The following is a 14,898-nucleotide window of genomic DNA, read 5'->3' as shown; positions in this document are numbered from 1 at the left end:
CCTATCGGCGGGTGGCGACAGCCACCTCGCCGTCCCGCACCACCACGGCGACGTCGCCGGAGAGGTCGGTGCGCCACACCCGCGCCCCGGAGGCGGTGAGCGCGGCGACCAGGTCGGGCGACGGGTGGCCGTAGTCGTTGTCCGCCCCGACCGAGACCAGCGCCACGCGGGCGTCGAGCGAGGTCAGCCAGTCGAGGTCCTGGTGCCGGCTGCCGTGGTGCGGGACCTTGAGCACGTCGACCTCGAGGCCCGGCAGGTCGCGCGCGAGCGCCGCCTGCGCCGACGGCTCGACGTCGCCCGTGAGCAGCACCCGCAGCCCGCCGACCTCGGCCAGCAGCACCACGCTGGCGTCGTTGGGGGCGCTCTCACCCGCCTCCCCGATCGTCGCCCCCGGCCGCGGCCACACGGTCTGCAGCGTCACGTCGCCGACGCGGCGGGTGAGTCCGTACGCCGCCACCGCCGGAGCCCGGCCGACCGCGTCGCCGACCACCCGCACGCCCCCGGCCGGCTCGAGCAGCGAGGTGCCCTCGACGCCGCCCACGCGCCGTCCGTCCAGCACCCCGTCGAGGCCGTCGACGTGGTCGGCGTGGAAGTGGGTCAGCACGACCAGGGGCACGGCGCGCACCCCCAGCCGGTCGAGGCAGCCGTCGATCGCCTGCGGGTCGGGACCGGCGTCGACGACCACCGCGGTCCCGGGTCCGGCCCGCAGGACCAGCCCGTCGCCCTGGCCCACGTCACAGGCCACCAGCACCCAGCCCGGCGGCGGCCACCCGGGCGTCGGTGGACGCACCAGCACGGTGACCACGAGCAGACCCGTGCAGGCCAGGGCCGACGCCGGACGGCGCAGCACCCGGGGTGCGACCAGCACCGCCGCCACGCACCCGAGGGTCAGCGCGGTGAGCGCGAGCGGGCCGGTGCCCCAGGCGACCGCCGCGGTCGGGACCTCGGCCCCGGCCCGCGCCACCGCGATGATCCACGCCGCCGACCAGGCGGCAGGGGCCGCGACCACCACGCCGAGCGGGTGCCACAGCAGCCCCGCCAGTCCCCCGGCCAGCCCGAGCACCGTCGCCGGCGCCACGGCCGGCGCGACGACCAGGTTGGCGCCGACGGCGACCAGGCTGACCTGGCCGGACAGCCCGGCGACGACGGGGGTGCAGGCGACCTGCGCGGCGAGCGGCACCGACACGGCCTCCGCCACCCAGCGCGGCGTCCAGCGCACCAGCGCGTCGCGCCACACCGGCGCCAGCAGCAGGATCCCCGCGGTCGCGAGGGCCGACAGCGCGAACCCGGCGGTGGTCGCCAGCCGGGGCCAGACGAGGAGCAGAACCAGGACCGCGACCCCGAGCCCGCGCGCACCGCGGGACCGGCCGTTGCGGCCCATCCCGACCAGCGCGACGGTGCCCATCGCGGCCGCCCGCACCACGCTGGGCTCGGCGCGGGCGGTCATCACGAAGCCGACGATCCCGACCGCGGCGAGGAGGTGCAGGCCGCGTCCGCGCACCCCGACCCAGCGGCCGAGCACGAGAAGGAAGCCGACGACGAGCGTCAGGTTGGTCCCGCTCACCGCGAGCAGGTGGGTGAGCCCGGTGGTGCGGAAGTCGTCGGCCAGGTCGGGGTCGAGGCCGCCGTCGTCCCCCACCACGAGCGCCGGCACCAGCTCGCGGGCGTCGGCGTCCCGCCCGGACACGACGGCCCGCACCGACGTGCGGATCGCCGCCGCGCCGTCCCACCAGGCCCGTGGCGGTGCGACCACGCGCGGCTCCCCCAGCGGCCGCACCAGCGCGGCCGCGCCGTCGGTGGCGGGGACCAGGCGGGCCGCCGTGTCCAGCACCGTGCCGAGCGGCAGCCGCGGCCAGTCGGCGTCGGCCATCACGACGACCGGGACGTCCAGCGTCCACGCGCGGCCGCGTCCCTCGACCCGCTCGACCCGCGCCTGCACCACCTGCACGTCGCCGAACTGCCCGGCCACGACCCGTACGTCCGAGGTCAGCGCGACCCGGAGGTCGACCACGGCCCCCTCGTCGGCCAGGCGCGCCACCGGCGAGGCGGACACCACGACCTGCTGCAGCGCGGCGACCCCGGCGACCGCGACCAGCGCCGCCAGCGGTCCGAGCCACCCGACCGCCCACCTGCCGCGCCGGACGCCGGCGACCACCGCGACGGACACGGCCGCCACCGACGCCACGGCGGCCGGCCCCGGCAGGAGCAGCGCGAGCAGCGCCCCGCACCACGCGCCGGCCCCGAGCGCGAGCGCGCGCAGGTCGGGCCGGTCGGATTGGTCGGGCTGGTCGGGCACCGGGTGACCGTCAGAGCGTCACGTGCGGGGCGATCTCGGCGAGCGTCGCCTCGCCGATGCCGTCGACCTCGAGCAGCTCGTCGACGGAGGTGAACCCGCCGTGCTCGGAGCGCCACGCGAGGATCGCCCCCGCCGTGACCGGTCCGACCCCGGGCAGCGACTCCAGGGCGGTCTGGTCGGCGAAGTTGAGGTTGACCAGCGCACTGCCCGCCGCCGGGGGCGGGGTGCCGACCGCCCCGGCGGGACCCGCGGGGGCGGCCTGCCCGACCAGGATCTGCTCGCCGTCGACCAGCAGCCGGGCGAGGTTGAGCGAGGACAGGTCGACGCCGCGGCGCGCTCCCCCGGCAGCCTCCAGCGCGTCGACCACGCGCGACCCGGACGGCAGCACGGCGATGCCGGGGCGCCGCACCTTGCCGGCCACGTCGACCACCACCTCGGTGGCGGCGTCCTGCCCGGCTCCCGCCCCGGTCGCGCCCGCTGGCTCCCCCGCCGTCGGGGGCAGCGACGCGAGCGGCGACGGGTCGCCGGCCGGGCCAGGCTCCCCCGCACTCGCGGGGGCGACGGCCACGGGCTCGGCCTGGTCGCGCACCGCCCACCAGGCGGCCAGCGCGACCGCAGCGGCCACCACGACGGACACGACCGCCAGGTGCAGCGGCCCGAGCTGGAACCCGGCCACGCGGAGCCGCCGCGACGCGTGCCGGCCCGGCACCGGCAGCACCACGGGGGCGGGCGGGTCGACCGGCTGGCGCACCCGGGTGTGGGTCGGCCCCTCTCCCCGGTCGGGGTGACTGCCGGGCTCGCCGCGCACCGCCGCGAGCTCGGCGCTCAGGGTCGCCAGCCGCCGCGACACCGCCTCGGCGTGCTCGGAGGAGGACTGGGACCGTCGCATGCCCCCCACGCTAGGAAGCGCGGACCGGCCACCGACAGGGGCCGACGGCGATCTGTGGACGAACCTGTCAGGCTCTCGCTGAACTTGTCGGCCCGTGCACGGCCTGACAAGTTCAGCGATCCCCGGCCAGCCGGGGATCGCTGAAGGAGATCAGGGGCGCGGCGAGACGCACACGGCGACCATGCCGGGGCCGACGTGCGCGCCGAGCACCGCGCCGAGCTCGCCGCACATCACCTCGCGGCCCTCGAGCCCCGCCGCGAGCCGCTCGGTCAGCACGGCGGTGAGCTCCTCGGCCCGCTCGGGGTTCGCGAGGTGGGCCACGCAGACGTCGACGGACGCGTCGCCGGCCGCCTCGACCGCGAGGTCGCCGAGCCGCGCCAGGGCCCTCGACGCCGTACGCACCCGCTCGCGCGGCACCACCTTGCCGTCGACGATCTCCAGCAGGGGCTTCACCGAGAGGGCGCTGCCGACCAGGGCCGCGGCGGCACCGATCCGGCCGCCGCGTCGCAGGTGCTCGAGGGTGTCGACGTAGAACAGGGAGGTCGCGGCCTGCCCGCGCGCGAGTGCCGCCTCCGCGGCGTCCTGCCCGGAGCCCCCGGCCTCGAGCACGTCGGCGGCGGTCAGCGCGGCGTAGCCGGTGGCGATGCCGACCTGCCCGGAGTCGACGACGTGGACCGGCAGGTCGACCTCGAGCGCGGCGAGCTGGGCGGACTCGAAGGTGCCGCTCATCTCCCCCGACAGGTGCACCGAGACGACCTCCTCGGCGCCGGCCGCCTCGAGCGAGCGGTAGAGCTCGGCGAACAGCGCGGGGGCGGGGCGCGAGGTGCTCACGGGGACGAAGTCGCGCAGCGCCTCGGCCACCACGTCCGGGGTCGCGCCGTCGGGCCCCTCGTCGAGCACCCTCGCGCCGATCACCACCTGCAGCGGCACCACGCGGATGCCGCGGGCGTCCGCCAGCTCGGGGGGCAGGCTCGCGGTCGAGTCGGTGACGACGACGCGGGAGCGGGACATGGCGCGACCCTAGCGCCCGACCCCGAGGTGGTCCGGCAACCAGGTGCCGGGTTGGATGTGCTCGTGTCCGACGCTATCGGGAGCTTCGCCGACACGCTGCGGGAGGCGATCGACCGCCGAGGACTGGCCCTCCACCGGGTCAGGGACCGGCTCGCGCACCGCGGCGTGGTGATCAGCGTGGCCACGTTGAGCTACTGGCAGTCCGGCCGCAGCGTGCCCGCCCGCCGCGGCTCCCTGGCCGCGCTGCCGCACCTCGAGGAGATCCTCGGCCTCGAGCCGGGCGAGCTCGGCCGGGCCCTCGACGCGACCCGCCCGTCGCCCGACGGGCCGCCCTGCCTCACCTCGCTCTGGCCCGACCACGCCGACGTGCTGGCCCGGCTCGACACCCGCTGGGACGCCGAGCTCGACCGCCTGGTCCTGCACGACCTGCTCCGCGTGGGCCCCGACCGCCGGCTGGCGTCGATGACGACCCGGCAGGTGCTGCGCGCCACGGCCGACGGCCCCGACCGGCGGGTGATCCTGCACCACCAGCGCGACTCCTCGGTCGACCTCCCGCGGATCCGCCCGGTCCGCGGCTGCACGCTGGGTCGGGTCGTACGCCGACGGACCGAGGGCGTCATCGCCGCCGAGCTCCTGTTCGCCCGGCCGCTGCGGCGCGGCGAGACCGTGCTGATCGAGCACGAGGTGACCTCGGTCGGCCCGGGGCCCCTCGACCTGCGCCACGGCCGTCGGGCGCGGACCTCGATGCGCGAGTACTGCCTGGAGGTCGAGTTCGACCCGACGGCCCTGCCGGCGTCGGTGTCGGCCTACTGCGGCGAGGACGCGTGGCCGGTCGAGCTGGACCCGTCGCACACCGCCCACCTGGTGCGCTCGGACGCGCCGAGCGGGTCGACCGGGCTCAGCTGGACGTGGCCGGACGCCGACCCGAGTTAACTGTTAACGCGCCCCGACCCCTTGTCGCGGTCCGGTGCGAGCGGCGAGATTCTGCGCGTCCATCTTTTCTCGGGAAGGAACAACCTCTCATGCGCAACCCCCACCGCCGGGTACTCGCCGGCATCGCGACGCTCGCCACCGCTGCACTGGCCCTCACCCCGGCCGCCACGCACGCCGAGCCGAGCACCCCGGCCACCGCCGGGCAGCAGGACCAGGCGCCGCTCCTCGGCTCCGCGTCGGCCGAGCGCTACATCGTCGTCATGGACGAGCAGGTCACCCAGGCCGACGTGAAGGCCGCCAAGACCGACGCCCGCGGCGACGGTGCCACGGTCGAGCACACCTACAAGGCCGTCGTCGACGGCTTCGTCGCCGACCTCACCCCGGCCGCCATGGACGCGCTCCGCGCCAACCCGGACGTCGCCTACATCGAGGCCGACAAGCCGGTCACCGCGACCGCGACCCAGTCCCCCGCCCCCTGGGGCCTGGACCGCATCGACCAGCGCACCCGCCCCCTGTCGGGCAGCTACACCTACAACCAGACCGGCGCCGGCGTGACGGCCTACATCGTCGACACCGGCATCCGCGCCGCGCACGCCGACTTCGGCGGCCGGGTCACCTCCGGCTACACCGCGATCAACGACGGACGCGGCACCGAGGACTGCAACGGCCACGGCACCCACGTCGCCGGCACCGTCGGCGGCGCGACCTACGGCGTCGCCAAGGGCGTGCGCCTGGTCCCCGTCCGCGTGCTCGACTGCAACGGCTCCGGCACCACCGCCGGCGTCATCGCCGGCGTCGACTGGGTGACCGCCAACCACGCGGCCGGCGCCCCGGCCGTGGCGAACATGAGCCTCGGCGGCGGCGTCTCGACGACGCTCGACAACGCGGTCGCGCGCTCGATCTCCGACGGCGTCTCCTACGCCGTCGCGGCGGGCAACGACTACGCCGCCAACGCGTGCAGCAGCTCGCCGTCGCGCGTGTCGGCGGCGCTGACGGTCGGCTCGACCACCAGCACCGACGCCCGCTCGAGCTTCAGCAACATCGGCTCGTGCCTCGACCTGTTCGCGCCCGGCTCGAGCATCACCTCGGCCTGGTACACCTCCAACACCGCCACCAACACCATCAGCGGCACCTCGATGGCCACCCCGCACGTCGCGGGCGCGGCGGCGCTCTACCTGCAGACCAACCCGTCGGCCAGCCCGGCGACGGTCAGCAGCTACCTCATCGGCCGGGCCACCACCAACGTGGTGACCGACGCCGGCACCGGCTCGCCGAACCGCCTGCTGTTCGTCGGCTGACCCACCCGCAACGACGGCAGCGGCCCCGGGGCGATCGCCCCGGGGCCGCTGTCGTGCGTCTGCTCGGACGTCAGACGACGATGTTGACCAGCTTGGGCGCGCGCACGACGACCTTGCGCACCTGCGCCCCGTCGATCGCGCGCTGCACGCCCGGGTCGGCCAGCGCCAGCGCCTCCAGGTCGGCCTCGGAGATGTCCGGGGAGACCTCCAGGCGGCCCTTCACCTTGCCCTTGACCTGCACGACCGCGGTGACGGTGTCCTCGACCAGCAGCGCCTCGTCGACGACCGGCCAGCCGACGCGGGCCACGGTGGGCTCGTGCCCCAGCCGCTCCCACATCTCCTCGGCCGTGTAGGGCGCGACCAGCGACAGCAGGATCGTCACCGCCTCCGCCGCCTCGCGGACCGCCGGGTCGGCGGGCCCGCAGCCGGAGTCGATGGCCTTGCGGGTCGCGTTGACCAGCTCCATCACCCGGGCGACCATCACGTTGAAGCGGTACGTCTCGACCAGCCCGGCCGCGTCGTGCACCGTGCGGGCGGTCACCCGCCGCAGCGCCTGGTCGCCGGCGGCGACGTCGACGCCCGGCTCCGAGGTGACGTCGCCGGACAGCCGCCACGCGCGCTGCAGGAAGCGCAGCGAGCCGTCGGGCGACATGTTGGCCCAGTCGATGTCGTCCTCCGGCGGGCCGGCGAAGACCAGGGTCAGGCGCACGGCGTCGACGCCGAAGGCGGCCAGCTGCTCCCCCAGGTTGACGCCGTTGCCCAGGGACTTGCTCATCTTCTTGCCCTGGTTGATCACGAAGCCCTGGTTCAGCTGGGCCGACCACGGCTCGCGGAAGTCGACCAGACCCATGTCGTTCAGGACCTTCGTGAAGAACCGGCCGTACAGCAGGTGCAGCACGGCGTGCTCCACCCCACCGACGTACAGGTTGGTCGGCATCCAGGCGTTGACCTTCGCGCTGTCGAAGGGCGCGTCGGCCTCGTGCGGGGAGCAGTAGCGGAACATGTACCAGGACGAGTCCACGAAGGTGTCCATGGTGTCGGTGTCCCGGGTCGCGGGACCGCCGCAGGTCGGGCAGGTCGTGTTCACCCAGTCGGTCGCCCCGCCCAGCGGCGAGGTGCCCTGGGGCTTCAGGTCCGCGCCCCGCAGCATCGGCAGGGTCACCGGCAGCTGGTCCTCGGGCACCGGCACCTCGCCGTGCTCGGGGCAGTGCACGATCGGGATCGGCGCACCCCAGTAGCGCTGGCGGCTCAGCAGCCAGTCGCGCAGGCGGTAGTTGACCGCGCCGGACCCGCGGCCCTCGGCCTCCAGTCGCTCGATGATCGAGTGGATGCCCGACGCCTTGTCCGACAGCCCGTCCAGCGGACCGCTGTTGACGTACGTCCCGTCGCCCGAGGTCGCGACGCCGCTCTCCTCCGGGTCGTCGGCGCCGGCCACGTCGATGACGCGGCGCACCGGCAGGCCCATGGCGCGGGCGAAGTCCAGGTCGCGCTGGTCGTGGGCGGGCACCGCCATGATCGCGCCGGTGCCGTAGTCGGCCAGGACGTAGTCGCTCGCCCAGACCGGGACCTGCTCGCCGGAGACCGGGTTGGTCGCGGTGATGCCCAGGTCGACGCCGGTCTTCGGGCGGTCGGTGGCCAGCCGGTCGATGTCGGAGGCCTTGCGGACCTCGACCAGGTAGTCCTCCAGCGCCTGCGCGCGGTCGGGGTGCACGATCTCGGCGGCCAGCGCGGCGTCGGCGGCGACCACCATGAACGTGGCGCCGTACAGCGTGTCCGGTCGGGTCGTGTAGACCTCGACGTCGCGCTCACCGCCCGCCGTGGCCAGCGTGAAGGTGACGTGGGCGCCCTCGGAGCGGCCGATCCAGTTGCGCTGCGCGGTGACGACGCGGTCCGGCCAGGTCTGCTCCAGCTCGTCCAGGCCGTCCAGCAGCTCCTGGGCGTAGTCGGTGATCTTGAAGTACCACTGGGTCAGCTCCTTCTTGGTCACCTCCGCCCCGCACCGCTCGCACTGCCCGCCCACGACCTGCTCGTTGGCCAGCACCGTCTGGTCCTGCGGGCACCAGTTGACCGGGCTGTTCTTGCGGTAGGCCAGGCCGCGCTCGTGGAACTTCAGGAACAACCACTGGGTCCAGCGGTAGTAGTCCGGGTCGGAGGTGTTGAACGTCCGCGACCAGTCGAACGACGCGGCGTACCTGCGGCACGACTCGATCGACTTCGCGATGTTGGCGCGCGTGTAGGTGTCGGGGTGCTCGTCGTTGCGGATCGCCGCGTTCTCGGCCGGCAGCCCGAAGGAGTCGAAGCCCATCGGGTTCAGCACCTCGTAGCCGCGCTGCCACCAGTAGCGCGCGACGACGTCGTGCAGGGCGAAGACCTCGGCGTGGCCCATGTGCAGGTCGCCGCTCGGGTAGGGGAACATCGTCAGCGCGTAGCGCTTCTCGCGCGGGCTGTCGTCGTCGGCGCGGAAGGGGTCCAGCTCCTCCCACACCCGCTGCCACTTGGTCTCCGTGGCCGCGATGTCGTAGGTCGTCTCGCCGTGGCTGGACTCGGTGGTGGTCTGCTCGGGGTTCATCTCTCTCGCTCCTGGTGGGTCCTGCTGCCGACATGAAAAAACCCCTCACGCATGGAGGGGTGGCCGCGATGACTGCCTGGACGGTGGGTCAGCGCGGCTGTCGAAGGAGCAGGATCTGCGACGGCACGTGCCCATGGTAGCCCCTCGCCGCGCGATACTGCCCCGGTGACCGACCTCGGCAGGTACGACGACTGGCTCGACTTCCTGCGCGGCCTGCCCGCACAGGTCCCGCAGGTGCGCGTGGTGGTGGTCAGCGGCTCGGCCGTCACCGGCGGCTACGACGAGCACTCCGACCTCGACGTGCAGGTGTGGTGCGACGCGCCCGCCCCCGCGACGTACGACGCCACGATGGCGCTGGTCCACGAGCGCTTCGACGTCGACCACGTGTGGCGCGTGGGCGCCGACCGGTGGCCGACCGCCGCGCAGGGTTTCGTCCACCTCCAGCCCGACGCGGCCGACCTGTCCCGCCCGACCCGGCTCGTCGACCTCTACGTCGACGCGCTGCCCGAGCGGCTGACGATCGACGTGCGTCGGCACGGCACGCCGCTCGTCCTGCACGACCCGGACGGGCTGCTGGTCCTCGAGCACGACGCCGAGGAGCCGATGGCCGAGCAGCGCGCCCGCGCGGTGGAGCAGGCTGCGGCACGTCGCGAGACCGGCGCCTGGCTGGTGCAGCGGGCGATCGCGCGCGGCGACCTCGCCGAGGCAACCTGGTTCCACCTGCGCTTCGCCGTCGAGCCGCTGGTGATGCTGCTGCGGGTCCGGCACTGCCCGGCCCGCCACGACTTCGGGCTGCGCTACCTGCGCACCGACCTGCCGCCCGGCACGGCCGAGCGGGTCGAGGCGCTGCTGCCCGGGCCGGACCTCGCCGCCCGGGCGCGAGCGGCGTTCGCCTGGCAGGACGAGGTGCTGGCCGAGCTGGGCGTCGCGCCGGTCAGCGGACGATCTGCGGGGTGAGCGGCGGGTTCCACCACTCGCCGTTGTAGGCCTTGACCGCGCCGATGACGTGCAGGATGCCGGCGATGACGAACGGCACGGCGAAGATCGGCAGGAAGAACACGAAGCCGATGCCGAGCGTGACGAGGCCGAGGATCACGTAGAGCACGCCGGCCACGACGAGCCAGACGAACATCGAGATCTGGACGTTGATCGAGTTCGCGGCGTGCGAGCGCACGAACGGACCGCGGTCCTTGTGGATCATGTAGACCGCGACCGAGGCCACGAAGCCCAGGAACCCGGCGGAGAAGAGCATCGCCACGACGGCTCCGGCGTGGCTCAGCATGCCCCAGGTGCGCTCGTCCTGCGGCGACATCGGCGGCTGCGGCGGGCCGTACGACGGCTGGCCGTGCGGCTGCTGGCCGTAGGGCTGCTGCGGGTACTGCTCGGACATCTCTCGCTCCTCGGTGGGCCCGGTCGCCCGGGTGGTGGATGCCTCCAGCCAACCACGTCCGCGGGCCGTTTTCACCGGTTCCCGGGGTGCGTTCAGGGTCGGGTCAGGGTAGTCCAGTGAGGGTTGGCTGCCCGGATGCCGTCACGACGACCATCCCTCACTGGACTACCGGGCGGAACGACTCCCCAAGAGGTGTTTGACAGTCGGCGCGGCATCCCCCAGACTCACTCCCCAACAACTCATGGAGGGTGGGGCCGTGGACGAGACCGACACCGAGACGGTGGCGCGGCTGCGCGCGATCGCACACCCCGTGCGGCTGCGGATCCTCTCGCTGCTGACGGCGGAGGCGATGAGCGCCGCCGAGGTGGCGCGCGCCCTCGACCTCACCCACGCCAACGCGTCCTACCACCTGCGCCAGCTGCACGACAGCGGCGAGCTGGTGGTGGAGAGCGAGGAGAGGGTCCGCGGCGGGTTGGCCAAGCGCTACCGCTACGACGCCTCGCGCGCGGTCGCCGACCGCTCCCACGCGATCGACGACCGGGTGGCCTACGCCCGCGCCACCGGGCTGGAGGTGGAGCGGCGCCTGCTGGACGCGGCGCCCGGCGCGGGCTCCTCCAGCGACCTCGAGACGTGGGTGCCGGTCGCCGTGTGGCACGAGGTCCTCGACCTGCTCCACGAGGCGTCCGTCCTGCTGCACGCCGAGGCCCGGCCGGCCGGGACCCCCGACACGGTGCACGTCTCCGCCACGAGCAACGCCTTCACGATGGCCGGCGGGCTCGGCGGCGAGGAGACCCGCTGGGTCCCTCGGACGGAGGGCCCGCGATGAGCTGGAAGGCGTCGCTCGCGCCGCTCGCCGAGCGGAACTTCGCGTGGTACTTCTCCTCGCGCCTGGTCAACACCCTCGGCGCGATGATGGCCAACATCGCGCTGACCTTCGCAGTGCTCGACATCGACGGCCGGGCCATCGCGATCGGGCAGGTCCTCGCCGCGCACACGGTGCCGATGATCCTGCTGCTGCTCTGGGGCGGGGTGATCTCCGACCGGTTCCCGCGCGCCGTGGTGCTGCAGGTCTCCAACGTGCTCTCCGCGCTGTCGCAGGGCACCATCGCGTTCCTCGTGCTCACCGACCGCGCCGAGCTCTGGATGATCATCGTGCTGAGCGCCGTGCACGGTGCCGTGTCGGCGATGTCGATGCCCGCGATGGCGGGCCTCGTGCCGCAGCTGGTGCCGCGCGAGTCGCTCCAGCAGGCCAACGCCCTGCTGTCCCTGACCCGCAACGGGCTCACCGTCCTCGGGCCGTCGCTCGGCGCGTTCATCGTCGTCACCTCCGGCCCGGGCTGGGCGCTGGCCGTCGACGCGCTGACCTGGGCCGTGGCCGCCGTCCTGCTCGCGCCGGTGCGGATCCCGCCGCGACCGGCGCGCGCCGAGGCGTCCTCGACGTGGGCCGACCTGCGCGAGGGCTGGACGTTCTTCCGCAGCGTCACGTGGCTGTGGGTGGTCGTCCTGGGCTTCGGCGGGCTCAACATGATCCACAACGGGGCGCTGCTCACCCTGGGCCCGGTCGTCGCCGAGGACACGATCGGGCGCCAGGCCTGGGGCTTCGTGCTCTCCGCGGAGGCGGCCGGCCTGCTCGTGATGGCGGTGGTCCTGCTGCGGTTCCGGCTCGAGCGGCCGCTGCTGTGGGGCATGGCCTCCATCGCGACGATGGCGCTGCCGATGCTGATGCTCGGTGTCGAGCCGGTCGTCGTCGCGCTCGTCGCCGCGGCCTTCGTCGGCGGGATGGGGATCGAGGTGTTCTCGATGGGATGGGCGCTCGCCATGCAGGAGAACATCGACGACGACATGCTCAGCCGCGCCTACTCCTACGACATGCTCGGCTCGTTCGTCGCGATGCCGGTCGGCCAGCTCGCGTGGGGACCGCTCGGCCTCGCGTTCGGCAACGAGCGGGTGCTGGTCGCGTCCGGCATCGCGTACGTCGCAATCTGCGCCCTGGTCCTCTGCTCGCGGGCGGTGCGCGACCTCCCGCGCGCCCCGACCACCCCGGCGCCGTCGGTGACGACCGCCACGCCGTAGGGTCCCGCCATGGGAGTCATGGACCTGTTCCGCCTCGACGACAAGGTCGTCATCGTCACCGGCGCCTCCAGCGGGCTGGGCGTCGCCTTCGCGCACGTCTTCGCCGAGGCGGGGGCCGACGTCGTGCTCGGTGCCCGTCGCGCCGACAAGCTCGAGCGGGTCGCCGAGTCGGTGCGCTCGACGGGTCGCCGCGTGCTCACCGTCGAGACCGACGTGGCCGACCCCGAGCAGTGCCAGCGGCTCGTCGACGCCGCGATGGAGAAGTTCGGCCGGGTCGACGTGCTGGTCAACAACGCCGGCGTCGGCACCGCCGTCCCGGCCACCCGCGAGACCCCGGAGCAGTTCCGCTCGGTGATCGACGTCAACCTCAACGGCTGCTACTGGATGGCGCAGGCGTGCGGCCGGGTCATGCAGCCCGGGTCGAGCATCATCAACATCTCCTCGATCCTCGGGATCACGACCGGCGGCCTGCCGCAGGCGGCGTACTCCGCCTCCAAGGCCGGCCTCGGCGGCCTCACCCGCGACCTCGCGCAGCAGTGGACCGGTCGCAAGGGCATCCGGGTCAACGCCCTCGCGCCCGGTTTCTTCACCTCCGAGATGACCGAGACCTACCCCGAGGGCTACCTCGACCTCGCGCTCCAGCGGGTGCCGGCGGGGCGCAAGGGCGACCCGCACGAGCTCGCCGCGACCGCCGTGTGGCTGGCCTCCGACGCCGCGGGCTACGTCACCGGCCAGATGATCCCGGTCGACGGCGGCCTGACCATCGGCTGATGTCGCACGGCGACTACAAGGCGTTCTTCGCCGCCGCCTGCGCGGGTGACGTCGCGCTCGTCGAGCACCACCTCGACGCGGGCGTCGACGTCGACTTCGTCCACCCCGAGCTGCAGTCCACCGCGCTCGTCGCCGCCATCGAGGACGGTCGCGAGGACGTCGCGCTGCTGCTCCTCGACCGGGGCGCCGCACCCGACCTCAGGTCGCCGCTGGAGGGGACGACGCCGCTCGAGGCCGCCCGCTCGGCCGGACTCGCGCGGGTCGTCAGTCGGCTCGGCTGAGCCAGGGCTCGCCCGCGACGACGCCGTCCGTACGCCGTCCGTCGGCCGCCTCGGCGAGCCAGCGCTCCGCCTCGTCGAGCCCGAAGGAGCCCGTGCCGCTCCAGCCGTCGAGCGAGCGACGCACCACCCGGTCGCCGGCGCGCACCACGTGGACGCCACCCGACAGGGCCAGCAGGAACGCCGCGTCGACGGCCTCGAGCAGGTCGGCCGACCCGGTGTCGCAGGCGTCGCAGCCGCAGTCGGGCTGGAGGTCGAGCACCTCGACGGGCTCGCCCACACCCACCCGGACGAACGTCTCGTCGTCGAGCAGCGCGACCACCACCGCGAGCGTGCCCGGGCGACCGCGCAGGACCGTCGTGCGACTGGCGGGCAGGGGCGACGGGTCCACCCACGCCACCGCGCCCGGGTCGACCCGCTCGGCCGTGCCGAGGCCCGCGCCGACGACCGCGTCGACCCAGGCGTCGGTCCGCGCGGCGAGCAGGCGGTAGCGCTCCGGGCGGTCGCGGCGGGAGTACTCCTCCTCCGCCGGTGGGACCCCGACCGGGTGCGGGTTCGGCCAGTCGGCAAGGTCGCCGCGCATCCGGGCGAAGGCCTCGTCGACGGCCGGGAGCAGGGAGGCGGCGGGGAAGCGGCGGCGGTCGGACCGCGTCGACACCGCGACCCCGTCGAGCAGGTGCCCGGCGAGGTCACCGGACGGGACGGCGAGGGTGAGCGAGGCGAGCGGCTCGTCGCGGGGAGGCTCGGCCTCCGCGCCGACGAGGACGACGGCGCCGCCCGGGACGTCGACCGGCTCGCCGACCGGTGACAGCGTGACCTGGAGGCCCGCACCGTCGTGGAGCACCCGGCGTGGCCAGTGCGCGCTCGGCGCGAACCCGAGCGCGAGCAGCAGGTCGGCGACCCGGTCGGGGTCGGGCGGGGTGAGCCCCAGCCACTCGACCACCGGTCCGTCCGCAGGGCCGGGCGGCATCGGGGTCGTCCACTGGATGAGGAACGGGAGGGTCCAGTCGTAGGGCTGGGAACCGATGTCGCACACCACCCACTCGACGACGTCACCGTCCGGGGTGCGCCGCGATCCCGGCACGGCCGGACCCGGCTCGAAGCCGGCGGCCGCCAGCGTCGTGCGCGCGGCCTCGACGTCGTCGACGGCGACCGCCCACGAGATCGGCCCGCGCGCCCCACGGACGCGGTCGAGCCACGGGTTGTGCTCGTCGCGGCCGGCCGCGATCAGCTCGACGTAGGCCCGACCGGGACCCCGCACCAGCACGTTCTCCGTGCCGACGGGGTGCGCTCCCCCACGCCCGGCGCGCAGCCCGGCCGCGGACCACCGGGCCGCCGCCTCGTCGAGGTCCTCGACGGCGACGACCAGGTGGTCGAAGCGGGCTGCCAC

General features: G+C 74.6%; 13 protein-coding genes. 7 read left to right on the top strand and 6 right to left on the bottom strand.

The annotated features are described in order from the left end of the window. Position 1: 1 nt before the first annotated feature. The 3 genes from LN652_RS20470 to LN652_RS20460 form a co-directional block, all read right to left on the bottom strand. A complete protein-coding gene (locus tag LN652_RS20470; protein ID WP_230442421.1) occupies positions 2-2,296 on the bottom strand; it encodes a ComEC/Rec2 family competence protein in 2,295 nt (764 codons plus the stop codon). A 10-nt stretch (positions 2,297-2,306) separates the two neighbouring features. Further along, a complete protein-coding gene (locus LN652_RS20465; protein ID WP_230442420.1) occupies positions 2,307-3,185 on the bottom strand; it encodes a helix-hairpin-helix domain-containing protein in 879 nt (292 codons plus the stop codon). Positions 3,186-3,335: 150 nt separating this feature from the next. Further along, entirely contained in the window at positions 3,336-4,196 is an 861-nt protein-coding gene (locus LN652_RS20460) for a DegV family protein (RefSeq protein ID WP_230442419.1), read from the bottom strand. Between the two features lie 63 nt (positions 4,197-4,259). Between LN652_RS20460 and LN652_RS20455 the strand changes: the two genes are divergently transcribed. Beyond that, positions 4,260-5,129 carry an XRE family transcriptional regulator gene (locus tag LN652_RS20455; protein WP_230442418.1) on the top strand — a complete coding sequence of 290 codons (870 nt, stop codon included), beginning with the start codon at positions 4,260-4,262 and terminating at the stop codon, positions 5,127-5,129. 89 nt (positions 5,130-5,218) lie between these two features. After that, a complete protein-coding gene (locus tag LN652_RS20450; protein ID WP_230442417.1) occupies positions 5,219-6,427 on the top strand; it encodes a S8 family peptidase in 1,209 nt (402 codons plus the stop codon). Between the two features lie 70 nt (positions 6,428-6,497). Here LN652_RS20450 and leuS read toward each other — a convergent pair whose 3' ends face one another. Beyond that, a complete protein-coding gene (leuS, locus tag LN652_RS20445) occupies positions 6,498-8,996 on the bottom strand; it encodes a leucine--tRNA ligase (RefSeq protein ID WP_230442416.1) in 2,499 nt (832 codons plus the stop codon). A 165-nt stretch (positions 8,997-9,161) separates the two neighbouring features. On the opposite strand from leuS, the gene LN652_RS20440 reads away from it, so the two are divergent. Beyond that, positions 9,162-9,953, top strand: coding sequence for a hypothetical protein (locus tag LN652_RS20440; RefSeq protein ID WP_230442415.1), 792 nt, complete (start codon positions 9,162-9,164; stop codon positions 9,951-9,953). On the opposite strand, the gene LN652_RS20435 is transcribed toward LN652_RS20440, so the two are convergent. Beyond that, positions 9,931-10,386 (bottom strand): DUF4870 domain-containing protein, encoded by a 456-nt coding sequence (locus LN652_RS20435; RefSeq protein WP_230442414.1) that lies wholly within the window; start codon positions 10,384-10,386, stop codon positions 9,931-9,933. The genes LN652_RS20440 and LN652_RS20435 overlap by 23 nt on opposite strands. 256 nt (positions 10,387-10,642) lie before the next feature. On the opposite strand from LN652_RS20435, the gene LN652_RS20430 reads away from it, so the two are divergent. The 4 genes from LN652_RS20430 to LN652_RS20415 are packed head-to-tail and all read left to right on the top strand — an operon-like array spanning position 10,643 to position 13,511. Further along, positions 10,643-11,212 (top strand): ArsR/SmtB family transcription factor, encoded by a 570-nt coding sequence (locus tag LN652_RS20430; RefSeq protein ID WP_230442413.1) that lies wholly within the window; start codon positions 10,643-10,645, stop codon positions 11,210-11,212. After that, the gene (locus tag LN652_RS20425) at positions 11,209-12,459 is read left to right on the top strand and encodes an MFS transporter (protein WP_230442412.1); all 1,251 of its coding nucleotides are present in this window, start codon (positions 11,209-11,211) and stop codon (positions 12,457-12,459) included. The genes LN652_RS20430 and LN652_RS20425 overlap by 4 nt, the downstream gene beginning before the upstream one ends. Before the next feature lie 9 nt (positions 12,460-12,468). Then, on the top strand, positions 12,469-13,230 hold the full coding sequence (locus LN652_RS20420; protein WP_230442411.1) for an SDR family NAD(P)-dependent oxidoreductase: 762 nt from the start codon (positions 12,469-12,471) through the stop codon (positions 13,228-13,230). After that, a complete protein-coding gene (locus LN652_RS20415; RefSeq protein WP_230442410.1) occupies positions 13,230-13,511 on the top strand; it encodes an ankyrin repeat domain-containing protein in 282 nt (93 codons plus the stop codon). The genes LN652_RS20420 and LN652_RS20415 overlap by 1 nt, the downstream gene beginning before the upstream one ends. On the opposite strand, the gene LN652_RS20410 is transcribed toward LN652_RS20415, so the two are convergent. After that, positions 13,495-14,898: a DUF6226 family protein gene (locus LN652_RS20410; RefSeq protein ID WP_230442409.1), complete on the bottom strand. Its 1,404-nt coding sequence runs from the start codon at positions 14,896-14,898 to the stop codon at positions 13,495-13,497. The genes LN652_RS20415 and LN652_RS20410 overlap by 17 nt on opposite strands.

It is taken from the genome of Nocardioides okcheonensis (assembly GCF_020991065.1).
Classification (GTDB): Bacteria; Actinomycetota; Actinomycetes; order Propionibacteriales; family Nocardioidaceae; genus Nocardioides; species Nocardioides okcheonensis.
This window is presented reverse-complemented; position numbering and strand designations above follow the sequence as displayed.